This window comes from Pseudomonas sp. FP2300 (genome assembly GCF_030687595.1).
Classification (GTDB): domain Bacteria; phylum Pseudomonadota; class Gammaproteobacteria; order Pseudomonadales; family Pseudomonadaceae; genus Aquipseudomonas; species Aquipseudomonas bijieensis.
Genome location: NZ_CP117440.1, coordinates 5,020,693 through 5,046,108, shown reverse-complemented (window position 1 = coordinate 5,046,108; position 25,416 = coordinate 5,020,693). Strand labels below are relative to the sequence as shown.

Sequence of the window (25,416 nt, the reverse complement as noted above, 5' to 3'; positions counted from 1 at the left end):
AACGACTTTTCCATTCACGTTGACAGCATTTTCCTAGGAATTGATGGTCAGCTTCCTACAGCTGGCGGTAATTGTTGCCGGGGCTGGTCGCGATCTGGCCGCTCCGTATAATGCCCCGCATTGCCACTTGGTATGGATGAACGGATTGCATATGACTGAACAGCGCCCGATTGCGGTCCTGGGGGGCGGAAGTTTCGGTACCGCCGTGGCTAACCTGCTGGCCGAGAATGGTCACCCGGTGCGCCAGTGGATGCGTGACCCGGAGCAGGCCGAGGCCATCCGGGTCAACCGCGAGAACCCGCGTTACCTGAAGGGCATCAAGATCCGCCCGGAAGTGGAACCGGTGACTGACTTGCAGGCAACCCTGGAGGGTAGCGACCTGTTCTTCGTCGCCTTGCCGTCCAGCGCCTTGCGTTCGGTACTGGCGCCCTATGCCGAGCGCTTGAGCGGCAAGCTGTTGGTGAGCCTGACCAAGGGCATCGAAGCCCAGACCTTCAAGCTGATGAGCGAGATTCTCGAAGAAATCGCCCCCAAGGCCCGGATCGGTGTGATCTCCGGGCCGAACCTGGCGCGGGAAATCGCCGAGCATGCCCTGACCGCCACAGTGGTCGCCAGTGAAGATGAAGAGCTGTGCCAACGGGTCCAGGCCGCCTTGCATGGCCGCACCTTTCGGGTCTACGCCAGTGCCGACCGTTTCGGTGTGGAACTGGGCGGGGCATTGAAGAACGTCTATGCGATCATTGCCGGCATGGCGGTGGCGCTGGGCATGGGCGAGAACACCAAGAGCATGCTGATCACCCGTGCGCTGGCGGAAATGACCCGTTTCGCCGTCAGCCAGGGCGCCAATCCGATGACCTTCCTGGGACTGGCCGGCGTGGGCGACCTGATCGTCACCTGTTCCTCGCCCAAGAGTCGCAATTACCAGGTCGGTTTTGCCCTCGGCCAAGGCTTGAGTCTCGATGAGGCCGTGTCGCGCCTGGGTGAAGTGGCCGAAGGGGTCAACACCCTCAAGGTGCTCAAGGCAAAATCCCAGGAGGCGGGAGTGTACATGCCGCTGGTCGCCGGGCTGCACGCGATTCTGTTCGAAGGGCGCACGCTTGAACAGGTGATCGAGCTGTTGATGCGTGGCGAACCGAAGACCGACGTCGATTTCATTTCCACCAGCGGTTTCAATTGAACCGCTATTGATCGCAAGCAGGAGCGAGCCATGAACGATCCGCAAGGGCAACCCCAATACGAATCCATCCTGCTGCGTGTGCTGTGGATGGTGATTTATCTGCTGGTCTGGCAGGTGGCGCAATTCATCCTCGGTGCCGTGGTGCTGGTGCAATTGATCTATCGGCTGATCTACGGCGCGCCCAGTGCCAGCCTGATGAATTTCGGCGACAGCCTGAGCCAGTTCCTGGCCCAGATCGGCCGTTTCGGCACTTTCCACAGCGACCAGAAACCCTGGCCGTTCGCGGACTGGCCGACTCCGCGCACGCCTGAAGGCGAAGCCCCTCACACCGTGGCACCGGCCCCGCATCCCGTCCGGGACGAGGAACCGAAGCTATGAAATTGTGGGTATTGCGCCATGGTGAGGCTGAGCCGTACGGTGCCCGTCCCGATCCGGAGCGGGCCCTGACGGCTCACGGTCGCGAGGAAGTGTTGCGCAGTGCCGCGCACTTGATCGGCCAGCCGCTGACCGCCATTTACGCCAGCCCCTATCTGCGCGCCCAGCAGACCGCACAACTGGTGCGCGAAGCGCTGGGTTTTCAGCCTGAGCTGATCACGGTGAACTGGCTCACGCCGGACACCCGGCCGCAAAAAGTCCTGGAGCGCCTCGAGGACCAGGACAATGTGCTGCTGGTCAGCCATAACCCTTTGGTGGGCAGCCTGCTGGGCTTTCTGCAACACGGCCACCTGCAACACCCCGAGCAAGTGCAAACCGCCGGGCTGGCTGAGCTGGAAGGCGACATGCCGCTGGCCGGAACGATGAGGCTCAAAGGGATCAGGCATCCCTGAACCGGTCGATTGCAGCACTGGGCAAAACAACAATCACACAGGAAGGGCAACGATGAGTCTGTGGCGCACCACCCCCAACATCGAGCAACTGAACGCCGCCGGTAGAAACACCATCAGCGAAGTGCTGGACATTCGTTTCGAGTCTTTCGACGACGAATCCCTGACCGCCAGCATGGTGGTCGATCAGCGCACCCACCAGCCGTTCGGCCTGCTGCATGGCGGTGCTTCGGTGGTGCTGGCCGAAACGGTCGGGTCCATGGCCGCCTATCTCTGTGTCGATGCCAGCAAGTTCTACTGCGTGGGCCTGGAAATCAATGCCAACCATCTGCGCGGCGTGCGCAGCGGACGGGTGACCGCCACGGCCCGGATGGTTCATCTGGGCCGCACCACCCAGGTCTGGGACATCCGCCTGGTCAATGACGAGGGCAAGGTCAACTGCGTGTCGCGCCTGACCATGGCGGTGGTGCCGCTGGGCGAGCAACCGCCGGCGCGTTGATGCTCTAGTGGGATGCAATCCTGTGGTGAGGGGATTTTCTGTGGGAGCAAGGCTTGCCCGCGATGGAGTCGACGCGCAACACCTGATCCACCCCAGCGTCTGCATCGCGGGCAAGCCTTGCTCCCACAAGTCTCCTCGCCACATGGGGCAGTGCTCACAGCTTGATAGCCCCATAGCCCAACCCCGACTGTCATCATTCCTGTCAGTTACGGTCATTGCCGTGCCGTCGGGTTCTGCGGACAATCTGCCCCAGTTCCCCCAACGGATCGGCTGTCATGTCGCAACAGATATTTTTCACCCACGCCAATGGTTTTCCTTCGGCCACCTACGGCAAGCTGTTCGCTGCCCTGGCGCCGCAGTACCAGGTCGCGCATCTGGAGTTGCACGGGCATGACCCGCGTTTCCCGGTGGACGATAACTGGCACAACCTGGTGGATGAACTGATCCATCACCTGGAACAGCAACCGGCGCCGGTATGGGGCGTCGGGCATTCCCTGGGTGGTGTGCTGCACCTGCACGCGGCGTTGCGTTGCCCACAGCTGTATCGCGGCGTGGTCATGCTCGATTCGCCGGTGCTGACCCGTACCGACCAGTGGGTGATCCTGGCCGCCAAGCGCCTGGGTTTCATCGACCGCCTGACCCCGGCTGGCCGGACCCTGGGGCGGCGTGAGGAGTTCGCTGACCTGGCGTCGGCGCGAGAGTATTTTGCTGGCAAGACCCTGTTCCGCGGTTTTGACCCGGAATGCTTCGACGCCTACCTGCAACACGGCTTGCAACAAGTCGGCGACCGGTTGCGGTTGCGCTTTGACCCCGCCACTGAAATCAGTATCTACCGCGGCGTGCCGCACACCAGTCCCGGGCGACCCCGCAAGCTCAAGGTGCCGCTGGCGGTGGTGCGCGGCCGGCAGAGTCGGGTGGTGATGCGTCATCACACCCGTTCGGTGGGGCGCATGCCCCATGGCGAGTCCCTGAGCATGCCCGGCGGCCATATGTTCCCCCTCGAACGTCCACAGGACACGGCCAACCTGCTCAAGAACCTGTTCCAGCGTTGGGAAGGGCGCAGCGCATGAGTGTGGTCGAGGAAGTCCGCCTGAGCCTGCCTCACATCGAGCTGGCGGCCCACTTGTTCGGCCCGGAAGACGGGCTGCCGGTGATTGCCCTGCACGGTTGGCTGGACAACGCCAACAGCTTCGCGCGCCTGGCGCCCAGGCTCGAGGGCCTGCGAGTGATTGCCCTGGACATGGCCGGCCATGGGCACTCCGGGCATCGACCAGCCGGTGCCGGCTATGCCCTCTGGGACTACGCCCATGATGTGCTGCAAGTCGCCGAACAACTGGGTTTGAAGCGTTTCGCCCTGTTGGGGCATTCCATGGGCGCCATTGTGTCGCTGGTGCTGGCCGGTTCCCTGCCGGAACGGGTGACGCACCTGGGCTTGATCGACGGGGTGATTCCTCCTACAGCCAAAGGCGATAACGCCGCCGAACGCATGGGCATGGCCCTGCAGGCGCAGCTGGATTTGCAGCAAAAACGCAAGCCGGTCTACAAAACCCTCGACCGGGCCATCGAGGCGCGGATGAAGGGGCTGGTGGCGGTCAGCCGCGAGGCCGCCGAATTGCTGGCCCAACGCGGCCTGATGCCGGTGCCCGGGGGCTATACCTGGCGCACCGACAACCGCCTGACCCTGCCATCGCCCCTGCGCCTGACCGATGAACAGGCCATGGCATTCGTGGCGCGGGTCGCTTGTCCGGCGCATCTGGTGGTGGCGGCCGATGGCATGCTGGCCCAGCATCCGGAGTTGCTGGAGCGTCTACCCTTCAGTCATGAGCAGTTACCCGGCGGTCATCATTTGCACCTGAACGACGAGGCCGGTGCCGCGCTTGTAGCAGACTGTTTCAATCGGTTCTTCACCGTTCCTTGACTTGCGCCGGGCAACTGTCGAGGCTGAGCGGGTTGAAAGGGAGACAACCATGACAGACCTCTGTTTAGCAGCCTCGCGCTGCATCGACGACGCCCGTTGCGTCCAAGCGTCCCAGGCCAAGCCGATCCAATGAAAGTATCCGTTCATTCACTCGTCCTGCTGGTGCTGGCCTGCCTCAGCCCGGCGTCGTTCGCCGTCGATGTGCCGGGCAGCCGCGACCTGGAGCGTGTGCCGCGCATGCCCGACGCGCAGATTGTCGATTATCGGCAAACCAGCGACCTGGAACGCGTCTACCCCATGGGCTCGATCCGCAAGATCAGCGGTCAGCTGCGTTTCGACGGGCAGGTCGATGCCCGTGGCAATGTCACCTCGGTCACGTACGAACTGCCGCCGGAGCATTCCGCCACCCAGGCCTTTACCGCGGCGCGTGAAGCGCTGCAGAAACAGGGCGCCGAGCTGTTGTTCTGGTGCCAGGCCCGCGATTGCGGCGAAAGCAGCTTGTGGGCCAACGACGTCTTCGGCAATGCCAAACTCTATGGCGCCGACAGTGGCCAGGCCTTCTTGTTGCTGCGCCTGGCGCCGCCGGCGGACAACACGCTGATTGCGCTGTATGCCATCACCCGCGGCAATCGCAAGGCCTACCTGCATGTCGAGCAGTTCGAGGCGAACGCGGCGCTGGGGGACCTGCTGCCGACATCGGCCACGCTGCTGCGCCAGCTCAAGGACACTGGAGTCCTGGACTTGCCGCGTCTTGCCGGTGAACCCGACGACACCTGGTTGCGCCTGTTGTCCCGGGCGCTGAACCTGGACACGGGCCTGCGGGTCAGTATTGCCGGCCCCAGGGCCGAGGCCTGGCTCGAGGCTCTGGCGAGCCAGGGTGTCCGGGCGGCGCGGATGGAGACCGCTAGCGACGAAGCGGCGGGATTGCACCTGGAGTTGCTGCGCTAAGCTATCTCGGGGCAGCGGGTTTCACCGCGTTGCTTCGGTCCTGTTCATTTTTTCGAGACCCTACATGCTCAATAACGATCGGCTGTTGGTGCAGATCCTGCTCCTGGTGTTGTTCGGCGCAAGCCTCTGGGTCATGGCGCCGTTCTGGTCGGCGTTGTTCTGGGGGGCGGTGCTGGCTTTCGCCAGTTGGCCGCTGATGCGCCTGCTGACCCGCTGGGTCAATGGCCGCGAATCCCTGGCGGCGGCGTTGTTGACGGTGGGCTGGATGCTGCTGGTGGCGGTGCCGCTGGTGTGGTTGGGGTTCAACCTGGCCGACCATGTACGCGATGCCACGGCGTTCATCAAGGACGTGCAGGTCGACGGCTTGCCTGAAGCCCCCGACTGGCTGGCCGGCGTGCCGTTGGTAGGCGGGCGACTGGTAGGCATCTGGAACAGCATCGACCAGCAGGGTGCGGCGATGATGGTGTCCATCAAGCCGTACCTGGGCCAGGTCGGCAATTGGCTGCTGGCCCGCAGCGCGCAGATTGGCGGCGGCATGCTCGAACTGACCCTGAGCATCGTGTTCGTGTTCTTCTTCTATCGCGACGGCCCGCGCCTGGCGGTGTTTGTCCACGGCTTGCTGGAGCGCCTGATCGGCGACCGTGCCGGTTACTACATCGAACTGGTGGCCGGTACGGTGCAGCGGGTGGTCAACGGTGTGATTGGCACGGCGGCGGCCCAGGCCGTGCTGGCGCTGATCGGCTTCTTGATCGCCGGGGTGCCGGGCGCGCTGGTACTGGGTATCGTCACCTTCCTCCTGAGCCTGATCCCCATGGGGCCACCCCTGGTCTGGATCCCCGCCACGGCGTGGCTGGCGTGGAAGGGGGAGTACGGGATGGCGGTGTTCCTCGGCATCTGGGGCACGTTCATCATCAGTGGCGTGGACAACGTGCTCAAACCCTACCTGATCAGCCGTGGCGGAAACCTGCCCTTGGTCATCGTGCTGTTGGGGGTGTTCGGCGGGTTGATCGCCTTCGGCTTCATCGGCCTGTTCATTGGTCCGACCTTGCTGGCGGTGGCGTACAGCCTGTTGACGGACTGGAGCAAAAGCCAGGCGCGGTAGCCCACCCCAGAGGCAAGCACAAACCTTTGTGGCGAGGGGATTTATCCCCGCTGGGTTGCGAAGCGACCCCAAAAACTGCCGGCTCGTTCAGCCTGACACTCCGGGTCGTCTGATTTTAGGGCTGCTGCGCAACCCAGCGGGGATAAATCCCCTCGCCACAAGTGAGTTTCAATCCAGGCTTGCCGGTGAATCAGGTTGCCACGTTCAGGTGTTTACCCACGGTGGCGACGTTATCCAGCGAGTATTGCCGGCTGAGGTTGGCGATCATTCTGTTCAACGCTTCGCTGACATTGGCCTGTTCGGTGGAGCTGTCGCTGCGGCGACCGGCCTGCAAGGCGCTGTTGAATTCGTCGCTGCTGACACCACCGCTGCTGTCGCTGTCGAGTGCTTCCATCAGCATCGCGCTGGTGTCGGTGCTCGTGGACGTACCGTTGCTGGCCTGCAAGGCGCTGCTCAGTTCGCTGGCGGTGACGGTGGCGTCGCCATCGGCATCGAGCTGGCTGAACAGCTCTTCACTGGAGGTCTGTTGCGGTGGTGGCGGTGGCGCAAGGCTGGCGGCGAGTTCGTCAAGGCTGACAGTGCCGTCCTCGTTCTTGTCCAAGGCCGAGAACACTTGCTGGCTGTCGGCATCGCTGTCCGTGCTGGCCAGGCCGTTGCTCAACTCATCGCTGCTGACCACACCGTCACCGTCGGTGTCCAGGACGCTGAGCAGCGCATCAGCCAGTTCGGTATTCGGCGCCTGGTCTCGTGGCGGCGGAGGTGGCGGCGCCATTGCGGCCATTTCCTCGCCGCTCAGGTCACCGCTGCCGTCACTGTCCAGGTCGCCGAAATTGTCGCTCAGGCTGACCAGGATGCCATCGTCGCTTTTTTGCGACAGGGCGGTGCTCAACTCTTCCTGATTGACCGAACCGTCGCCGTCACTGTCGAGCTTGCTCAGCAGTTCCTTTTGAAACTGCTGGCTGCGGGCACTGCTGGTTGCGGTACTGCTGGTGCTGGTATAGGTCGAGTAACTGCTGACGCTACCAATCATGGGCGCTCTCCTTGGGCTGGGATAGCCGGTGGGTGCACCGGCTTATGCAGCCTCGGCGGGGTAGTTGTCGTGGGTATGTGGAGTTTGTACCGGTGGCTGTACAAAACCTTCAGATCGACGCTCCCACAGGTGATAGGTGTGTTCTCAGGTACGAGGCAGGCTGATCACCGCCGTCAACCCACCCCCTGGCGTCTCTTCCAGGGTCAATTGTCCGTCCAGGCGTTCGGCGGCTTCCCGGGCGATGGTCATGCCCAGGCCAACACCGCCGGAATTGCGGTTGCGCGAGCCTTCCAGGCGATAGAAGGGCTCGAACACGGCTTCGCGTTTGTCCGCTGCAATACCGGGACCGTGGTCGATGACCCGGATCAGAACCCGTTGAGGCTGGTCCTCCAGGGTAATCTCTGCATGGCCGGCGTAGCGCAGGGCATTGTCGATGAGATTGTTGAGGCACGAGCGCAGCGCCATCGGTTGTACCCGCAGGGGGGCGCAGCTGCCGCTGACGTGCACATCGGCGCCCCGGTCCTGGGCGTTTTCGCTCAACGATTCCGCCAAGGCCTGCACATCCATCCATTGCAGCTCTTCACTGGTGCGCTGTTCGTGCAAGTAGGTGAGGGTGGCATCGAGCATGCCGATCATGTCGTCCAGATCCTGGCGCATCTGGCTTTGCAGCTTGACGTCATCGATCTGCTCAAGGCGCAACTTGAGCCGCGAAAGCGGCGTGCGCAGGTCATGGGACACGGCGCCGAGCATGCGCGAACGTTGCTGCACTTGCTCGCGGATCCGCTTCTGCATCAGGTTGAATGTATGGGCTGCCTGACGCGCCTCACGGGGCCCGTTTTCATCCAGCGGCGGGCTGTCGAGGTTTTCGCTCAGGCGCTCGGCCGCCTCGCTCAGGCGCTGGATTGGTCGGGTCAGGAGTTTGGCGCCGTACCAGGCCGCGACGATCAGGAACACGAATTGAAAGGTCAACGGCACCACCGGGCCTCCGAACCAGGGACGTGGTGGACGGTTGGGGGGCGGGCCGTATCGCGGAGGGGCTTCGCCTTGTTGGTTCATGCCAGGTGACGGCCCGGGTGGTGGCTGGTCGTAATGGAAAAACCAGGCAAAGGCCAACAGGTGCGCCAGGACAATCGCCAGCAGGAGCACGCCAAACAGGCGGCCGAACAGGGAGTCCAGGCGCAGTCGCATCAACCGATGTCCCGGGCGTCGAACAAGTAGCCTTCACCGCGCACGGTCTTGATCAGTTGGGGGGCCTTGGGGTCGTCGCCCAGCTTCTGGCGCAGGCGCGATACAAGCAGGTCGATGCTGCGATCGAAGGCCTCGATGGAGCGCCCGCGAGCCGCGTCCAGCAGTTGTTCGCGGCTGAGCACCCGGCGCGGCCGTTCGATGAAGACCCACAGCAGGCGGAACTCGGCGTTGGACAGCGGCACCACCAGCCCGTCGGCGGAGATCAGTTGGCGCAGCACGCTGTTGAGCCGCCAGTTGTCGAAACGGATATTGGCCCGCTGCTCGGTACGGTCGTCGCGCACCCGGCGCAGGATGGTCTGGATACGCGCCACCAGTTCCCTGGGTTCGAACGGCTTGGCCATGTAGTCATCGGCGCCCAGTTCCAGGCCAATGATGCGGTCGGTGGGCTCGCAGCGAGCGGTGAGCATCAGGATCGGGATGTCCGATTCTGCACGCAGCCAGCGGCACAGTTGCAGACCGTCTTCCCCCGGTAGCATCAGGTCTAGCACGATCACGTCGAAGTGCTCGGCCTGCATCACCTGGCGCATCGCGGCGCCATCGCTCACGCCGCTGGCCCGTATGCTGAAGCGGGCCAGGTAATCGATCAGCAGCTCGCGGATCGGCACATCGTCATCGACGATCAGCGCGCGGGTACTCCAGCGCTTGTCATCGTCGGGCACTTTTTGATCGTCAGAATTTGCAACAGGGGTGTTCTGCATGGATGCATCATCTGCCAGGTAAGCTGCCAACCGCAAAGAAGGCGGCGAGGTTGAGGCTTCAGCATAGGCTTCGCGCCGCAGGGCGTGAAGCGCTGAAAGGACGGGTTGCGGCGCCAGACGGTAGCGTGTCGGCGTGTTGCGCGCATGTCATGAATGTATCGGCTTAGACACAAAGGCCGGTATCGTCCATGCTGCTCTGGACGCGATGATGATTTACCGATTATCGGGTCCCGCACGGGCGCTGGTTCCGCTATAATGCGCGCCGATTTCGACTTGCCTGAGAGCCCGCTCATGTCCGCCTGCCAGACGCCCATTATCGTCGCCCTGGATTTCCCTACCCGTGACGCCGCCCTGAAGTTGGCCGACCAGTTGGACCCCAAGCTCTGCCGGGTCAAAGTCGGCAAGGAACTGTTCACCAGTTGCGCTTCGGAAATCGTCGGGACCTTGCGTGACAAGGGTTTCGAAGTGTTCCTGGACCTGAAATTCCACGATATCCCCAACACCACCGCGATGGCCGTCAAGGCTGCCGCGGAGATGGGCGTGTGGATGGTCAACGTGCATTGCTCCGGCGGCCTGCGCATGATGGCAGCCTGTCGTGAAGTGCTGGATCAGCGCAGCGGCCCGAAACCACTACTGATCGGCGTGACCGTGCTGACCAGTATGGAGCGTGAGGATCTGGCCGGGATCGGCCTGGACATCGAGCCTCAGGAGCAGGTGCTGCGGCTGGCGGCGCTGGCGCAGAAGGCCGGCCTGGACGGCTTGGTCTGTTCGGCCCTGGAAGCCAGCGCCTTGAAAGCGGCCCATCCGTCGCTGCAACTGGTGACCCCGGGGATTCGCCCGGCGGGCAGCGCCCAGGACGACCAGCGTCGTATCCTGACTCCGCGCCAGGCATTGGACGCTGGGTCCGATTACCTGGTGATCGGCCGTCCGATCAGCCAGGCGGCCGATCCGGCCAAGGCGTTGGCGGCGGTCGTGGCTGAACTGGCCTGACCAAACCCTGAAGATCCCTTGTGGGAGCGGGCTTGCTCGCTCCCACAGGTGTTTTGTGACTAGACCTTCAATACCAGTTTCCCGAAATTCTCCCCACTGAACAATTTGGTCAGTGTCTCGGGGAACGTTTCCAGCCCTTCGACGATGTCTTCCTTGCTCTTGAGCTGCCCCTTGGCCATCCAGCCGGCCATTTCCTGCCCGGCGGCGGCGAACTGCGCGGCGTAGTCCATGACCACGAAGCCTTCCATGCGCGCCCGATTGACCAGCAGCGACAGGTAGTTGGCGGGGCCCTTCACCGCTTCCGTGTTGTTGTACTGGCTGATGGCGCCGCAAATCACCACGCGGGCCTTGAGGTTCAAACGACTGAGCACGGCGTCGAGGATGTCGCCCCCGACGTTGTCGAAATACACATCCACGCCCTTGGGGCATTCGCGCTTGAGGCCGGCGTGGACGTCTTCGTTCTTGTAGTCGATGACGCCGTCGAAGCCCAGCTCATCGATCAGGAACTTGCATTTATCGGCTCCGCCAGCGATGCCCACCACACGACAGCCTTTGATCTTGGCGATCTGCCCGGCAATGCTCCCCACCGCACCGGCGGCACCCGACAGCACCACGGTCTCGCCGGCCTTGGGCGCGCCGACGTCCAACAGGGCGAAATAAGCGGTCATGCCGGTCATGCCCAACGCGGACAAATAACGTGGCAGCGGCGCCAGTTTCGGATCGACCTTGTAGAAACCCCTTGGCTCACCGAGGAAATAATCCTGCACGCCCAACGCACCGTTGACGTAGTCCCCGACCGCGAACCCAGGGTTGTTCGAGGCGATCACCTGGCCGACACCCAATGCCCGCATCACTTCACCGATGCCGACCGGCGGGATGTAGGACTTGCCCTCGTTCATCCAGCCGCGCATAGCCGGATCCAGGGACAGGTATTCGTTCTTTACCAGGATCTGGCCGGCTGCCGGCTCGCCGACCGGGACTTGTCGATAGGTGAAAGTCTCACGGGTCGCCGCGCCTACCGGGCGTTTGGCGAGCAGGAACTGGCGATTGGTCTGGGCAGTCATGGCTGGCACTCAAGATGAATGGAGTCTTGTTGATAGACCTTCGAAGCGTTTGCCGCAAGGTTTGCTGATCCAGCGAATGCAGTTCGATCCAAGCGGGTGATAGTTCGCCCCAGGGCCTTATCACTGGCGCCCATGAATGCTCAAACGGCAATTGGATAGTGCTGCCGCGTCCTCGAGACCTGTGACTAGACTGTCGGCATCCCCCGCATTCTTCGAGGAACAGACAATGAGCATGACGTTTTCCGGACAAGTCGCCGTGGTCACGGGCGCAGCCGCAGGCATTGGCCGCGCCACTGCCCTGGCGTTCGCGGCCGAGGGCCTGAAAGTGGTGGTGGCTGACCTGGACGTGGCGGGCGGCGAGGGCACGGCGCAGTCGATTCGGGAGGCGGGCGGCGAGGCAGTATTCGTGCGCTGCAACGTGACGTTGGAAAGCGACGTACAGCATCTGATGAACGAGGTGATCAATACCTACGGTCGCCTGGATTATGCCTTCAATAACGCCGGGATCGAGATCGAGAAGGGCAAGTTGGCCGACGGTACCCTTGATGAGTTCGACGCGATCATGGGGGTCAATGTGAAGGGCGTCTGGCTGTGCATGAAGTACCAGTTGCCGCTATTGCTCGCCCAGGGCGGCGGCGCGATCGTCAATACGGCCTCGGTGGCTGGCCTGGGTGCCGCGCCGAAGATGAGTATCTATGCAGCGTCCAAGCATGCCGTGATCGGCCTGACCAAATCGGCCGCCATCGAGTACGCAAAGAAGAAAATCCGCGTGAATGCGGTCTGCCCGGCGGTGATCGACACCGACATGTTCCGTCGTGCCTATGAGGCGGACCCGAAAAAAGGCGAGTTCGCCAATGCCATGCACCCGGTGGGGCGTATTGGCAAAGTCGAGGAAATCGCCAGCGCTGTGTTGTATTTGTGCAGTGATGGTGCAGCGTTCACCACAGGGCATTCCCTGGCGGTGGACGGCGGGGTTACGGCTTTCTGAGGACGGTCTGCCAAGACTGTAGGAAATAGCCCGCACTGGTTGCGGGCTTTTTCTTGGGCGGCGCAAAAGTTCTTGGAAGGGACCATCAATGTGTTTCAAAGAGTGAGAATCAGCGGTTTTGATGTTGTTGTCTTACATCGTCTGGCGGCGGCCTGTGCTTAACTGTTTCCGGAAATAAAACAAACGCTTAGGAGCTTGGTTACTCATGGAATTGAGAATCGACCGACAGGCCCTGGTGCCCGTCGTGCAGCAAATTGTCGACGGGCTGGCGGGCTGGATCCGACAGGATGCGGTGCAACCGGGGACTCGACTGCCATCCGTCCGCCAACTGGCGCGGCAGAACCTGCTCAGCCAGTCCAGCGTCAATGAAGCGTGCGAACGCCTGGTCGCCCAAGGCCTGTTGGCGTCCCGCCATGGTTCCAGCTTCTTTGTCGCACCACCCCTTTCCCCCCTGCACGAGCCCACTGACCAGAATCGACAGCCAGATGCGCTTGCCGATGGGGGCGAAAGCGCGCAACGGGAATTGAAGTTGGGGTGTGGCGGGCTGCCCGAGAGCTGGCGTGAAAGTGATGACCTGGGTTATGCGATCCGTCAGGTCACCCGTACCGACATGGCGGGGTTGTTCAACTACAGCACGCCGTTGGGGCTGCCCGCCCTGCGCGAGCAACTGTCCAGGCGTCTGAAACAATTCAGTATCGAGGCCGATAAAAACCTGATCCTGACCACCACCGGGGCGACCCATGGGTTGGACCTCATCGTACGGACACTGTTGCCGCCAGGCTCCTGTGTGGTGGTGGAGAGTCCCGGCTATTCAAACCTGTTCGACCTGCTCAAGCTGCACAAGATCGACATGATCGAACTGCCCAGGACTCCGCGCGGCCCGGACGTCGATGCGCTGCAAGACCTGCTGGCGATGCACCGGCCTGCTGCGTTGTTCGTCAACAGTGCCTGCCATAACCCGACCGGTAGCAGCCTGGCTCCGGCCGTCGCTCAACGGCTGCTGCAACTGACGAAGGAACACGCCGTGCTGGTGATCGAAGACGATGCTTATGGCGACTTCCAGAGCTCGGCACGGACCCGGCTGGCGGCGCTGGATCCCGATGTGGTCTACGTGGGCAGTTTCTCGAAAACCCTGAGCAGCTCGTTGCGCGTCGGTTTCGTGGTGGCCGGGCCATCCATCATCGCGCGGCTGAGCGAGGTCAAGGGCATTACCAGCATGGGTGGGTCGCGGTTCTGTGAGTCGGTCCTTGCCTGCCTCCTGGCCAATGGGGCCTATCGCAAGCTGGTCCAACGCCAGCGCCAGCGCCTGGGCGCCGATATGGGGGTGTTGTTGCAGGTATTGGAGGACGCCGACTGGGAGGTCTTTGGCAAACCGGCCGGTGGGCTTTTCATCTGGGCAAGACCGCCATTGTGTGACTACGCTGGAGTGCAGCGCCTGGCCAAGCGGTTCGGCGTGCAGCTGTCTTCGCGTACAGCGTTCAGCCCTTCGGGCGCCGACAGCGACTGGCTACGGATCAACGTGGCCTATGCCCGGGACCCCAGAGCGCAGGCATTCTTTCGGGCCACGGCTCTGGATCGACCTCGAGTGTCCTGAAAACGACGCGGCTGTAGCTTTTTGCCATTATTCCGACGCCAGCATCTTGTGTTGCAGGGCGTCTCGTTGCGAATCTGCGATCAACACACACTGGCAGAGGACTGAGCGCAATGATTTCGGCCGTGCAAGGACGTTTTGCCAACCTGGGTATGGCAAAGAAACTGGGTATCGGGTTTGTCCTGGTGTTGCTGCTGACCGCTGTGGTCGCGGCCATCGGTGTCTGGTCCCTGCAGACCATCAGCTATCGCTTCGATGGCCTGAAACAGATGTCGTCCCTCAACAGCGGATTGCTCAAGGTCCGGCTGCTGGAGCAGGAATACGCCTCGCGTTCCGACCCCAAGACCGCCGACGCCCTGCGCCAGGGTGTCGATGGGCTGGTGGCCCAGGCGAACGAACTCAAGGTGCAGTCGGCTGCCAACGTACCAGTGATGAACGACGTGGAGCAGGCGCTGGCCGCGTATCGCAAGGCGTTCGACGAATTTGTCGGGTTGAGCCAGAGCAAGGACCTGGCGCTGGAAATGGCCAGTTGGTCGGTGTCCAGCGTCGCCAATAACCTGGATGTGTTGCAGGCCGGACTGGCGGATGACGGCGCCTATACCTTGAAAGACACCGAAGGCAAGGAGGGGGCCGAGTTCATCGAGCAGGCCAACCAGGTCAGCGAAGTGTCGCGGTTGATGTTGCAAGCCATGAATGAAGCGCGTGTCCGCTTGGACCAGAGCCGCAAGGGCAATGTCGAGGGCGCCGGGCAAGGCAGCATCGAGCAGGCCGAGCAGGCGATGAAACTGGCCGAAGCGCTCAAGACCACCGTCAAGGACCCGGGTTACCAGACCGTTCTGAATGAAGTGGCCGGGCATATTGGCGGTTTCAATGATCAACTGGCCGAATACACCGGTCTGTTGGCAAAGGAAAAAGTCGTCTACCAGCAACTGCACGAGCGCGCCGCCCAGGTGGTGGAGCGGGTGGACCAGGCCTTCAGTGCCGAAGACCATGCCATGCAGGCCGAACTGAAGAAAAACTCGCTGCTGATCATCGGTTCGTCGGCCTTGGCGTTGCTGGTGGGATTGATCGCGGCGTGGGTCATCACCCGGCTGATCGTGACGCCGTTGCGCAGTGTCATTCGTGTTGCCCAGCGGATTGCGGCGGGCGACTTGAGCGCCACGGTCGAAGTGACGCGCCGGGACGAAATTGGTCAGTTGATGCAGGCGATGCAACAGATGGGCGCGGGGCTGAGCAGTATCGTCAGCGGCTTGCAGGCCGGTATCGAGCAGTTGGCCAATTCGGCCCAATCGCTGTCGGCCGTGACTGAACAGACCAACCTGGAAGTCAGCAGCCAGAAAGAGGAAACCGAGCAGGTCGCTACGGCGATGAACCAGATGACGGCCACAGTGCATGACGTGGCACGCAACGCCGAAGAAGCGGCCCAAGCGGCCCAGACCGCCGACGACAAGGTCGAAAGCGGTCAGCAGGTGGTGCGTCAGAGCATGGTGCGCATCGAGCAATTGGCCGATTCGGCCACGTCGGCCAGTTCCAGCATCGAAAGCCTCAGTGCCGAGATCCAGAACATCGGTACGGTGCTGAGCGTGATCAAGAGCGTGGCCGAGCAAACCAACCTGTTGGCGCTCAATGCCGCTATCGAGGCAGCCCGGGCCGGGGAGCAGGGCAGGGGCTTCGCGGTCGTGGCCGATGAAGTGCGGGCATTGGCCAGGCGTACGCAACAGTCCACCGAGGAAATCGAGCGACTGGTGAGCGCCTTGCGCTCAGCGGCCCAGGCTTCCGTGCAGCAGATCCAGAGCAGTGGCGAGTTGGTGAAAATGGCCGTCAGTGATGCACTGCAGACCGAAAGCGCCTTGGGCAGTATTGCGGCCGCAGTGTCGTTGATCCAGCAGATGAACCAACAGATCGCGGCGGCGGCCGAGCAGCAGAGTTCGGTGGCCGAAGAGATCAATCGCAGTGTCACCAGCATACGCGCCAGTGCCGATCAATCCTCCCTGGCGATGCGCGGCAATGCCGCTTCCAGCATTGAGCTGGCGCAGTTGGGGATTGAGCTCAAGGGGATGGTGGGGCATTTCAAGTTGTAAGCCGTGGCGAGGGAGCTTGCTCCCGTTTGGGGGCGAAGCCCCCATCATTAAAGGGCTAGCGCGCCCGAAGCGCCGGACCGGCCCAGCGGGAGCAAGCTCCCTCGCCACAAGGGAACCCGATCCGACCCTCCAACCTCAGTCGTAGACTTTTTTCTTCTTCCACTCGTCGTTTATTTCGTCGTCCTTCAAACCTTCGGTCAACTGGTTGACCTCGCCTTCGACCGGCTGGGTGCTGGCCAGGACCTGGGCATTGGCCCGGGCCAGGAGTTTCTCCAGGTAGGCCAGTTGTTCGGCGTAGACCTGGGGTTCCTGTTGCTTGCGCAGGTACTGCACGCCGCGCTCGAAGGCCAGGCGGGCCTGTCCAGGCTGTTCTTGCTGCAGGGCTTGCTGGCCGAGGTTGTTGAAGAACTCGATGTGCAGCAGCACCAGGATATGTCGGACTTCGCGAATCCAGCGCTTGGCTTCGTTAGGCGGCAGGAAACCATCCTGGGCGGCGCGGGTGATCTGGCCGTGCAAGGCCTCGAGCAGGAAACGTACGTCCTTGGCCTTGGCTTCGGTCTGGATCGGCGCCGGCGGATTGTTCACCGGGATCGATTCACCCTGGGCGGCCAGTGCACTCAGCTCGTCCAGGCGTGCCTTGACTGCGGAATTGGTTTTATCCAGGTTCAGCAGGCGCTGGCAGACATTCATCTCAAGGCGCGTCATCAACAACTTCAGGGCCGGCGTCATCAACTGCCCGGGGAAGGTTTCGGTGAGTTCGCCGCAGCGACGCATCCGGTCGTTGAGTTCTACCTTGGTGCGGGCCTTTTCCAGCTTGTTGTTCTCCACCACGTGGTTCATGTAGCCAATGGCGATCAACAGGGCGATCCCGGCTACGACGAGCAGGGTGATCATGAGTGGTGTCACCGGTAAGACCTCTTTATTAGGGTACGCATGTCATGAGTGTAGTGGCTTGGCTTTTAAGCGCATAGGCCCGAGCGACGCGATTAGACGGGCGTCGTGCTGTTTATAGGAAGCACAACCGGGTGGGTGCACATTGCCATCATTTGCCGGGCGCGACTATAGCGCCCCGGCGGGTGACAGAATATAGGCGCCAGAGACTGGACAAGCAAAATGTCCGGATACGTCCCTTAAACAGGGCGAAGTCATTGATTTAAATAAATTTATATCTGGGGGTTGACGACCCTTCAATCCATCCATAGAATGCGCGCCACTTACAGCGTAAAGCACTCAGCCAAACGCTGTAAGCAGTGAATGTTGTACGTGTGTCCCCTTCGTCTAGTGGCCTAGGACACCGCCCTTTCACGGCGGTAACAGGGGTTCGAGTCCCCTAGGGGACGCCAATGCGGGAATAGCTCAGTTGGTAGAGCACGACCTTGCCAAGGTCGGGGTCGCGAGTTCGAGTCTCGTTTCCCGCTCCAATTTTAAACAGCGTTGCTTTCGGGCAAAGCTGAGTGAAACCAGAACCAACTCTTCGGAGGCGGATCTGGGCACTGGAACACACACCATGTGTTCCGGGCAGCGTGTCCCCTTCGTCTAGTGGCCTAGGACACCGCCCTTTCACGGCGGTAACAGGGGTTCGAGTCCCCTAGGGGACGCCATTTGCGGGAATAGCTCAGTTGGTAGAGCACGACCTTGCCAAGGTCGGGGTCGCGAGTTCGAGTCTCGTTTCCCGCTCCAAATTCAAAAAAACGCCGCTCATCGAGCGGCGTTTTTTTATGCGCGTGAAAAAGCCATTTCCGCGCTCACGTGCCTTTAGCCAGTGATTTTCGCTGTCTGAGGGGGGCTGTGGTGCTTTTCCTTAATAATGAAGGTAAAGCGCGAGTACTTCATACAAAACTTAAGGCAAAACCTTTAGGAAGATTAATAGTTCATTCCTAAAAAAAAGCGCTTCTCCTAACCTTCCAGTACCCATTCTGGAGGTGCACTTATGCTGATTTTTGTTAAATCGATGGTCATTGGGCTTTGCATTGCAGCCCCCGTGGGACCCATTGGGCTGTTGTGCATACAGAGAAGTCTCATGCTTGGATGGCGAGCCGGTTTCGCGACGGGATTGGGGGCGGCCACCGCCGATTCGATCTATGGATTCATCGGCGCCCTGGGTATCACGGCCATCATTGCGACGCTCATCAGTTTTAAACCTTGGTTGTGTATCGTTGGTGGGCTGTTCCTCGCCTACATCGGCTATCAAACAATACGGTCGAAAGGTGGCGCGACCGCCATGGCGGGTGAGCGGGCCAATATGTTCAAGGCCTACTCGACCACGCTGTTCCTGACCCTGTCGAACCCCATGACCATCTTGTCGTTCATCGCGATATTTGCCGCGTTGAGTGACGGCATGGCCAGTGATCAGGGCAGCCAGTACTCCGTGCTGCCGATGGTGGCAGGCATATTCCTCGGCTCGGCTGCCTGGTGGTTGGGGTTGAGCGGGTTCTCCTCCATTTTCAAGGCGCGGATTGCCCAATCAAAGCTAAGGTTGATCAACTATCTTTCAGGGGCAACCATCACCATCCTCGGGGCCTACCAGGTGGCCACCGGCGTCATGTTGGCCACAGGAACCTGAATCGGGAGAGTCACAAGGCTTATCCCTCGCCGAGCGATGTATAAGCCTTGGTATCCGTAGGACGTTTTATTGCAGCCTGAACTCGACGTATGCCTTGAAACGGCTTATCGCTTGGGTGATTTCTGAGGTTGTTGCATTGCTGAACGACAGCCTGACCTGGGTGGCAGCCTCATTCATCAGCGAAAACAAGGTGGTGGGAAATACAATCACCTTGAACAGCTTGGCGCATTCGCGCATTTCAGAGTATCCAAAGACGAAAGGCAGTTGCACATTGACGAAGAAGCCACCTGCCGGATGATTCCAGCTGACCGTTCTTTGGGCGCCGACCTTGAGTGGGAATTCCCGCTCAAGGCATTCAAGCATGTGGTTTCTTTTCTTCGTATAAGACAACACCCTGGGGTGGTTCAGCCCTTTCAACGAGTAGTCGTTCTCGATCAGCAAGCCGGCAACGACCGCTTGGCACAGGGCAGGGGTGTTGACGGTGATCAAGCTTTTGGCCTTGCACAATCGGCCGCTGAAGGACATGACCCCAGGGCCCTCTGGGGCGACCACATAGCCCATGCGCAAGCCCGGAAAAATCGACTTGGCAAAGGAGCCCAGCAAGAACACCCGACTGCTGTCGATGGACTTCATGGACGCAATGGCATCACCTTCGTACCTGAAGTAGCGGTAGGCCGTGTCTTCCAGAATGAAAAAGTTCTTTTCACTGGCCAAGGAAAGCATGGCGCTCCTGGCGTAGCAGGAAAGGCTGTCGGCGGTCGGATTGCTGAAGTCTGGGACGGCATAGAGTGCTTTGGTTTTTTCCCCTCGGGATTCAAGGTTTTCAACGATCTTGCGCAGGGCGCTCGGATCGAGAAAAGTCGCCATGGGGACGGGGACTATTTTTATGCCCAGCAGTTTTGCGATACCCGTGATCCCGGAAAACACCGGGTCAGGCACTAACAAAACACCGCCGCCTTCAAAAATGGACAGGAGCGTCAAGGTGCAGGCTTCCTGGAAACCCATGCACACCACAATACTTTCAGGGTTGGAAACGGTTATCCCTTCATCCACCTGCAAATAGGTGGCGATTATTTCATTGATGATTCCAGAGGTTTTTCCATATTGGCAAAGCAGCGTCGCCAGCGAATGCTCGGTGCCGGCAACGTGGTGTTTATATCGGGCCAGGCCCCTGTCGATGAGCGAAGGGTCGCACTGCTTATCATCAGGGCGACCGGAGGCCAATGAAATGGCCGCTGGGTTTTCTTGGGCGATGGAGTTTAGAAGGTGGATGACGTTCAGGATGGGGTCTTCGAATATCGTGTTTTCGAATGCGCTGGACACTTTCGTTTCTCCATAAAAAAGCAACGAGCCATCGAAGGCCCGTTGCTCATGATCGACACTCGCTAGGCCGGATCGACAGAGCTTTCTTGATCGATCTTGTGCTCCATGGCTTCGAATGCTTGCAGCAGGTCCTCCTTGAGGTCTTCCAGGTCCTCCAGGCCAAAGCACAATCGGACCAGGCCTTTCTCGATGCCCATGTCCGCTTTTTCCTGGTCCGTCATCGAGGCATGGCTGCCACTGAAGGGCTGGGCGACCATCGACGTCACGCAAGCCATTCCCGTGCCCGTGCCGAACCATTTGAGCGCGCTGGTGAATGTTTTGTAGAAGGGAACCAGATCGGGCCGAATATCAACAAACACGATGCCGCCATAACCGGTTAATTGTTTGCCGTCGATTCGTGGGTAATAGACATGCTCAATAAAAGGCAGCTCGCGCAGATAGTTGAGCATGCTTGCTGTGGTCTGGCTGTGTTTCTCCATGCGCAGGTTGAACGTCTGCATGCTTCTGCGCAGCAACCATGCGCTATTGGGGGTTAATATCGTGCCCGAATAAAAGCGACCCTCAAGGAGACGGTTATAAATCGTCTGATTGTTGACCAGAACCAGGCCGCCCATGACATCGCTGTGTCCAGAGAAGTATTTGGTTGCGCTGTACAGTGAGATGTCGGCGCCAAAGTTCAACGGTTTCTGGAAGATCGGCGTGGCCCAGGTGTTGTCAACGACCACCAGCGCCTGGGGGTTGTTTTGCTTGACGGCCCTGCTGACCGCATGAATATCAATGTCCTTCAGGAAAGGGTTGGTCGGTGTTTCGAAAATGACCATGTCGACGTTCGCCGGCAAGGCCTTCAGCCCCTCTTGTGTGGTGAGATCCAGAATCGTCAGGTGCGCGCCGATGCGGGCCGCATACCGCTGGAACAATTTATAAGAGCAGCCATAGATGTATTTGTTGATGACCAGCGAAGCACCCGGTTTCAACAGTTCCAACACCATGTAGATGGCGCTCATCCCGGTGCTGTAGGCCAGGGCATATTCGCTGCCCTCCAAGGACGCGACAACCTGCTCCAGTTCAGTCACATTGGGATTGGCCTTCCTTGAGTAGAAGAAGGCCGAGTCAGCGCTGAAAGCGCTGCACTGATAAATGGGCGTTACCGAAGGACGGGCGTCCCGGTCATCCACCTTGATATGAAGTATTTCAGTCGACACTTTCATGCTTGGCTGACCAGTTTGATGACTTGTTCATACATGTTTTGCTTGCCCTCATAACCAATGGTCGGGGTAATGTCATTTTGCGAAATACCAATTTCTTCAATCGACTCTGTCGGGAAGTGAGCCCTGTCGAATACTTCATGAAGATTCGAATTCACCCCTTTGGGTAGCCAGACCTCAGGACCGGTTTCATCGATGCGAGCCTTGGCAATAATGAATCGATAGCTTTCATGCGGCCGCAGCGTCAGTGATTTCCAATCGCTGTTGTGCCTGTCCGTATAATTACGCCGCAGGTAGACGGTCTGTTCGAAATCTTCGGTATTGAGCACTTGGGCGTGCAGCGACACGATATCCCCATGCCACTCGAACTTTCGCTTCTCGTGAGCGCTCAGTTCATCCTCTGGCAGCTCGACAGTGATGTTGGCTTGGTGTTCGCCCAGTAATTTGAAATGCGCATCGTGCCCGCATTGAGAGCAGCAACCCTTGCTGTCCAGCCCGATGATTTCAGCGTTCAAACCGTAGCGGGTGACGAGCAGGGCGTTACAGTTGTTGCAGCTGGTATTGGTGCCCTCGACATCATTCACGTTGCCCAGATAGACATGCTCGACGCCCATGCTGCGAGCCACCTCCCGTGCCTTGAGCAGCCTGTCCACGGGGGTACGGATGCTGTTGCTCATTTTGTAGTCGGGGTGGAACCTGACGAAGTGCAGCGGTACATTCGGGCCCAGTTCATCGAGTACCCACTGGCTGATTTTCCTGGCCGTCTCCTCGTCGTCGCTGATGTCGGTCACCATCAAGGTACTGACCTCAACGTATTTGCCAGCGTCATAGACTTTCTTGATGCCGGCCAGGACTGGCTCTACCCAGCCGGTTGTGACCTTGCGGTAGTACTCCGGGGAAATGGATTTCAGCGAAATCGAAAAAATATCGATGACCGGCAATAACTCATCAATGGCTTCTTCACTGATAAAAAACGCCGATTTATACAGGTTGATCAGGCCCGCTTCCTTGGCCAGCTTCGCCGTGTCGAGGATGAATTCATGCCAGACAACGGGATCGTTATACGTCCAGGAAATGACACGTATTCCGTGCTTGAGTGCGGTTTCCACAACCTGCTCAGGGGTGTAGTAGTAAACATCCTTGTCGGTTACATACTTGGCTTGTGAGGTTTTCCAGTTGTGGCAGTAGCCGCAGTTGAGCATGCAACCGATATTGCCCAGGGACAGGATTCGCTCCCCAGGAGCGAAGTGGAAAACGGCTTCGGTTTCAATCGTTTCTTCTGTGCTATGAACGCCTTTGCCGTAGTTCAATGTAACGAGTCTGCCGCCTCGGTTTCCGCGCACTTTGCAAAAACCTACCTTGCCTTCCTGTATGACACAGTTTCGTGGGGAAAGATGACACTTGACGGCGCCCCCTGGAAGGATTTCTTCCAGTTTTGCCGGGCTGCTTTCCAAGGTCCAGTTTTTATTTTTTGTAGTGTCCATCTCTCACTCCTCATCACGGAAGTTGCTATCGATATCATCGGTTAAAAAAGTCGAGGCGAAACAATTCAGCCGCCATGGATGGCAGTTATCTTCATAGGTATTAGTAAGCGGACGAAGCGCGAATCAATCCATGATTCTTGAGTGAAAAGCGCTTGGCATTCATATTCATGAAGGGTTGAATAAGCGGGCCGATCACTAACAGAAATGCAATCGTTCCCACACCGAAGGGACCGCCTAACAGCCAACCACTGGAAAAGATGCCAATTTCAATGATCATTTTGGCTTTGGTGAAGGACCAGCCCCATTTGGAGACCATGGTCAGTACCACGAGATCCATGATTCTGATGCCAATACCGCTCATGATGATCAATGCGGAAGAGTAGGCGCACAAGATCAGTCCCGTCGCCAATAACGTGTACTCATTCATTCTGGCGATCAAATACTCTCCGAGTCCCAACCCTGTCCAGAGGTCAATCAACAGGCCTGTCAGCGTAGTTGTAACGAAGGGACTTATCGGCGGGTATTTTTTGTTCCAGAGCATCCACCATGTCAGGAAGAAGAGGGATACGATCGCCGAGCAGATGCCCATGCCAAGCATAAGTATTTTATCGATCGAGATGATCAGGACGTCCAATGGGTCGGTACCCAGTTGACTGATGATGAAACATTTGGCACCCAGCGAAAAGAAACAGACACCCGTCAGGTACATCAGGACCTGATCCTTCTTGAAGCTGCGAAGACTTAGGACTTGCGTGCCAATGTAATGGGCGAAAGAGTATGACTTTTTTCCACACTTTATTTTTTCATCTTCCATGCGAACACCATCCCTGGAGAGAACATTTTATTATGAGTGCGTCACGCTAAAGAGCAGGGCTATTGATTGCCCGGTTCTTTTCAGGTTTTTCAGGCTGGAAATAGACTAGCGCCATGCTTTATTTTGGTGCATGCTTTTTTTAATGAAAAACGCGGGCTTTTCATTAAATTTTATACTTTTAACCGGGGAAAACGCACATGGATCGTATAGACGTCAAAATCCTGGGTAAGGTACAGGACTGTGGTCGCATTTCCATCACAGAGCTTTCCAAGCACGCGGGTCTTTCTATTCCTGCCACCAATGACAGGTTGCGCAAACTGGAAGACTCAGGGGTCATCAAGGGCTATTGCGCTCAGTTAGATCCAACCAAGCTGGGGTATGGCATATCGGCTGTTGTCGGCATCACCACCCTCAAGCCGGCGAAAGCCAAATTGATCGCGACACTCACCGACATACCCGAAGTCGTCGAGTGCCTGCACATCACGGGAAACGATTCCTATCTGATCCGGATCTACGCCCGATCCATGGCTGAGATCGAGGACATCATTGCGAAAATCAATGCGTACGGAGAGACGCGTACCAGCATTGTCCTGTCCATTCCTATCGAGAGAAGAAAGCTCGCCCCGTGAGTCGGGGCGCCTGTCCGGCAGGGTTGGGGAGTGGTCGATCGACAAGGTCGCTCCCCGGCCATGGCTAATTCCGGGACGGATGGGCAAGCCTATGCGGCCAGCGAGACATCCATACGAGTAAGAGCATCATGGCGGCGGGGCAGAGAGTGACCGTCAACAAACCGATGTGCAAATTCGAATGCGCTGAAACAATCCCCACGAGCCATGGAATCAGACTGCACCCGGCATTACCCGCAGCAGTCAGCACAGAGAACATGGTTGCGCCACCTTGAGGGTAGGCATCTGCCGAAATGGCGAGCATCGTTGGCCACAGGCAACTCCCTGAGAAGCCTGCGGCGATGGCGGCGGTTAGCGCGATTGCGGGGTTGGGGGCAAAACTGATCACGAAAAACAGGACGACGGTAACGGCACAGCAGCCCAGCATCAGTGAAACGGCGGGTATTCGCTCGTGCAGCAAGGCGGCGGCCATGCGCCCGAGGGCCATGCCCACTGAAAAACCGGCAAGCGCAAAGCCACCCACTTCTTTCGAATAGCCCAGCCCTTGTTCAGCAAAGGCGGGTAGCCATTGGGACAGACCCGTTTCCGTAGCCCCACCCAGGAAGATCGCGATCATGCAGGCAATGAAATAGGGCTGCCTGATAAGCGTGGGCATGGATTCACGCTGCACGTGCTCCTGTATCAAGGGCGGCAAGGTTAATCGCATGAACAATAGAAAGGTTGCAAGCGGGGCAATGATCAAGCCCAGGGCAACCATGCGCCATGAAATATCCCACTTCAACGCAATGCTTGCGATCAGCACGGCACTTACCGCGCCGATGCAGAAATACGAATGCAGCCAGTTCATGGCGGCACTCCGGCGTTCGGGTTGTAGGGCTGCGACAATGGGGCTGAGGATCATATCCAGCACACCCGCACCGAAACCCATGATGGCAACGGCCAGTAGCAGGAAGGCATAGGAGGGGGCGAAAGCCACAAGGCCCAGGCCTGCTGCAGTGGTCATCAGTCCAGAGAGAATGATCAGCTTGGCGTTCCCTCTGTCTGCCAATGGCCCGGTGATCAAAATGGCGATTATGAAACTGAGAAACATGACTGCGGGAATTCGTCCCAGTTGCTCCGTTGTCAGCCCTGACGAGGGGCCGAAGGCATCACTGAACGTGGTCAGATAGACCGGCAGAAAATTGAGTGCCATGGCCAGACACATCATGGCGGCATAACAAGCGTAGAGCGCGTGGCGACTAGG

General features: G+C 59.4%; 24 protein-coding genes, 4 tRNA genes and 1 pseudogene. 19 read left to right on the top strand and 10 right to left on the bottom strand.

The genetic code is table 11. The features are described from left to right. Positions 1-151 precede the first annotated feature (151 nt). The 8 genes from PSH86_RS22270 to PSH86_RS22235 all read left to right on the top strand — a co-directional run bounded on the left by PSH86_RS22270 (position 152) and on the right by PSH86_RS22235 (position 6,468). The gene (locus tag PSH86_RS22270; protein ID WP_109754447.1) at positions 152-1,177 is read left to right on the top strand and encodes an NAD(P)H-dependent glycerol-3-phosphate dehydrogenase; all 1,026 of its coding nucleotides are present in this window, start codon (positions 152-154) and stop codon (positions 1,175-1,177) included. A 30-nt stretch (positions 1,178-1,207) separates the two neighbouring features. Continuing rightward, positions 1,208-1,555: a DUF4389 domain-containing protein gene (locus PSH86_RS22265; RefSeq protein WP_109754446.1), complete on the top strand. Its 348-nt coding sequence runs from the start codon at positions 1,208-1,210 to the stop codon at positions 1,553-1,555. Next, complete coding sequence (sixA, locus tag PSH86_RS22260; protein ID WP_176689302.1) at positions 1,552-2,004, top strand: phosphohistidine phosphatase SixA; 453 nt, start codon at positions 1,552-1,554, stop codon at positions 2,002-2,004. Before PSH86_RS22265 ends, sixA begins: the two co-directional genes overlap by 4 nt. 52 nt (positions 2,005-2,056) lie before the next feature. Further along, positions 2,057-2,500, top strand: coding sequence for a hotdog fold thioesterase (locus tag PSH86_RS22255; protein ID WP_024617123.1), 444 nt, complete (start codon positions 2,057-2,059; stop codon positions 2,498-2,500). Positions 2,501-2,775: 275 nt separating this feature from the next. After that, positions 2,776-3,570, top strand: a complete 795-nt coding sequence (locus PSH86_RS22250) for an alpha/beta fold hydrolase (protein ID WP_109754444.1) — start codon at positions 2,776-2,778, stop codon at positions 3,568-3,570. After that, positions 3,567-4,418 (top strand): alpha/beta hydrolase, encoded by an 852-nt coding sequence (locus PSH86_RS22245; protein WP_109754443.1) that lies wholly within the window; start codon positions 3,567-3,569, stop codon positions 4,416-4,418. Before PSH86_RS22250 ends, PSH86_RS22245 begins: the two co-directional genes overlap by 4 nt. A 129-nt stretch (positions 4,419-4,547) precedes the next feature. Beyond that, positions 4,548-5,366, top strand: coding sequence for a DUF4892 domain-containing protein (locus PSH86_RS22240; RefSeq protein WP_305484956.1), 819 nt, complete (start codon positions 4,548-4,550; stop codon positions 5,364-5,366). Positions 5,367-5,430: 64 nt separating this feature from the next. Then, entirely contained in the window at positions 5,431-6,468 is a 1,038-nt protein-coding gene (locus tag PSH86_RS22235; protein ID WP_109754441.1) for an AI-2E family transporter, read from the top strand. 190 nt (positions 6,469-6,658) lie between these two features. Here PSH86_RS22235 and xopAW read toward each other — a convergent pair whose 3' ends face one another. The 3 genes from xopAW to PSH86_RS22220 all read right to left on the bottom strand — a co-directional run bounded on the left by xopAW (position 6,659) and on the right by PSH86_RS22220 (position 9,444). Continuing rightward, positions 6,659-7,498 carry a XopAW family type III secretion system calcium-binding effector gene (gene xopAW / locus PSH86_RS22230; RefSeq protein WP_116833174.1) on the bottom strand — a complete coding sequence of 280 codons (840 nt, stop codon included), beginning with the start codon at positions 7,496-7,498 and terminating at the stop codon, positions 6,659-6,661. A gap of 144 nt (positions 7,499-7,642) precedes the next feature. After that, on the bottom strand, positions 7,643-8,686 hold the full coding sequence (locus PSH86_RS22225) for a HAMP domain-containing sensor histidine kinase (protein WP_116833173.1): 1,044 nt from the start codon (positions 8,684-8,686) through the stop codon (positions 7,643-7,645). After that, positions 8,686-9,444: a response regulator gene (locus PSH86_RS22220; protein WP_109754438.1), complete on the bottom strand. Its 759-nt coding sequence runs from the start codon at positions 9,442-9,444 to the stop codon at positions 8,686-8,688. The genes PSH86_RS22225 and PSH86_RS22220 overlap by 1 nt, the downstream gene beginning before the upstream one ends. A 291-nt stretch (positions 9,445-9,735) precedes the next feature. Between PSH86_RS22220 and pyrF the strand changes: the two genes are divergently transcribed. Next, positions 9,736-10,434, top strand: coding sequence for an orotidine-5'-phosphate decarboxylase (gene pyrF, locus PSH86_RS22215; protein WP_160893102.1), 699 nt, complete (start codon positions 9,736-9,738; stop codon positions 10,432-10,434). 59 nt (positions 10,435-10,493) lie between these two features. Here the strand turns inward: pyrF and PSH86_RS22210 are convergent, their stop codons facing one another. Beyond that, positions 10,494-11,498, bottom strand: a complete 1,005-nt coding sequence (locus PSH86_RS22210) for an NADP-dependent oxidoreductase (RefSeq protein WP_163857329.1) — start codon at positions 11,496-11,498, stop codon at positions 10,494-10,496. A gap of 226 nt (positions 11,499-11,724) precedes the next feature. Between PSH86_RS22210 and PSH86_RS22205 the strand changes: the two genes are divergently transcribed. From PSH86_RS22205 to PSH86_RS30710, 4 genes and pseudogenes are all read left to right on the top strand, one after another. Then, on the top strand, positions 11,725-12,486 hold the full coding sequence (locus tag PSH86_RS22205) for an SDR family oxidoreductase (protein WP_109754436.1): 762 nt from the start codon (positions 11,725-11,727) through the stop codon (positions 12,484-12,486). A 205-nt stretch (positions 12,487-12,691) separates the two neighbouring features. Continuing rightward, on the top strand, positions 12,692-14,080 hold the full coding sequence (locus PSH86_RS22200; protein ID WP_305484941.1) for a PLP-dependent aminotransferase family protein: 1,389 nt from the start codon (positions 12,692-12,694) through the stop codon (positions 14,078-14,080). Positions 14,081-14,190: 110 nt separating this feature from the next. Beyond that, positions 14,191-15,249, top strand: a pseudogene (locus tag PSH86_RS30715) (HAMP domain-containing protein); the annotation flags it as partial. Positions 15,250-15,276: 27 nt separating this feature from the next. Then, positions 15,277-16,158: a methyl-accepting chemotaxis protein gene (locus tag PSH86_RS30710; protein ID WP_370873828.1), complete on the top strand. Its 882-nt coding sequence runs from the start codon at positions 15,277-15,279 to the stop codon at positions 16,156-16,158. Between the two features lie 135 nt (positions 16,159-16,293). Here PSH86_RS30710 and PSH86_RS22190 read toward each other — a convergent pair whose 3' ends face one another. Beyond that, positions 16,294-17,052 (bottom strand): hypothetical protein, encoded by a 759-nt coding sequence (locus tag PSH86_RS22190; protein ID WP_109754433.1) that lies wholly within the window; start codon positions 17,050-17,052, stop codon positions 16,294-16,296. 373 nt (positions 17,053-17,425) lie between these two features. Here PSH86_RS22190 and PSH86_RS22185 point away from each other — a divergent pair. From PSH86_RS22185 to PSH86_RS22165, 5 genes are all read left to right on the top strand, one after another. Beyond that, positions 17,426-17,501: transfer RNA gene (locus PSH86_RS22185), tRNA-Glu, on the top strand. Positions 17,502-17,503: 2 nt separating this feature from the next. Continuing rightward, positions 17,504-17,579, top strand: a tRNA-Gly gene (locus PSH86_RS22180). Between the two features lie 104 nt (positions 17,580-17,683). After that, positions 17,684-17,759, top strand: a tRNA-Glu gene (locus tag PSH86_RS22175). A gap of 3 nt (positions 17,760-17,762) precedes the next feature. Beyond that, positions 17,763-17,838 (top strand) — tRNA-Gly (locus PSH86_RS22170). A gap of 250 nt (positions 17,839-18,088) precedes the next feature. Further along, positions 18,089-18,721 (top strand): LysE family translocator, encoded by a 633-nt coding sequence (locus PSH86_RS22165; RefSeq protein ID WP_109754432.1) that lies wholly within the window; start codon positions 18,089-18,091, stop codon positions 18,719-18,721. A 66-nt stretch (positions 18,722-18,787) separates the two neighbouring features. On the opposite strand, the gene PSH86_RS22160 is transcribed toward PSH86_RS22165, so the two are convergent. The 4 genes from PSH86_RS22160 to PSH86_RS22145 all read right to left on the bottom strand — a co-directional run bounded on the left by PSH86_RS22160 (position 18,788) and on the right by PSH86_RS22145 (position 23,547). After that, complete coding sequence (locus tag PSH86_RS22160) at positions 18,788-20,044, bottom strand: PLP-dependent aminotransferase family protein (RefSeq protein ID WP_305484936.1); 1,257 nt, start codon at positions 20,042-20,044, stop codon at positions 18,788-18,790. Between the two features lie 62 nt (positions 20,045-20,106). Beyond that, a complete protein-coding gene (locus tag PSH86_RS22155) occupies positions 20,107-21,252 on the bottom strand; it encodes a PLP-dependent aspartate aminotransferase family protein (RefSeq protein ID WP_116833168.1) in 1,146 nt (381 codons plus the stop codon). Beyond that, positions 21,249-22,733 carry an AmmeMemoRadiSam system radical SAM enzyme gene (gene amrS / locus PSH86_RS22150; RefSeq protein WP_305484931.1) on the bottom strand — a complete coding sequence of 495 codons (1,485 nt, stop codon included), beginning with the start codon at positions 22,731-22,733 and terminating at the stop codon, positions 21,249-21,251. Before amrS ends, PSH86_RS22155 begins: the two co-directional genes overlap by 4 nt. Before the next feature lie 100 nt (positions 22,734-22,833). After that, positions 22,834-23,547 (bottom strand): YitT family protein, encoded by a 714-nt coding sequence (locus PSH86_RS22145; protein WP_109754428.1) that lies wholly within the window; start codon positions 23,545-23,547, stop codon positions 22,834-22,836. Between the two features lie 197 nt (positions 23,548-23,744). On the opposite strand from PSH86_RS22145, the gene PSH86_RS22140 reads away from it, so the two are divergent. Continuing rightward, entirely contained in the window at positions 23,745-24,176 is a 432-nt protein-coding gene (locus PSH86_RS22140; protein ID WP_060741195.1) for an Lrp/AsnC family transcriptional regulator, read from the top strand. Between the two features lie 64 nt (positions 24,177-24,240). On the opposite strand, the gene PSH86_RS22135 is transcribed toward PSH86_RS22140, so the two are convergent. Next, positions 24,241-25,365, bottom strand: coding sequence for a sugar MFS transporter (locus PSH86_RS22135; protein WP_305484928.1), 1,125 nt, complete (start codon positions 25,363-25,365; stop codon positions 24,241-24,243). Positions 25,366-25,416: the final 51 nt, after the last annotated feature.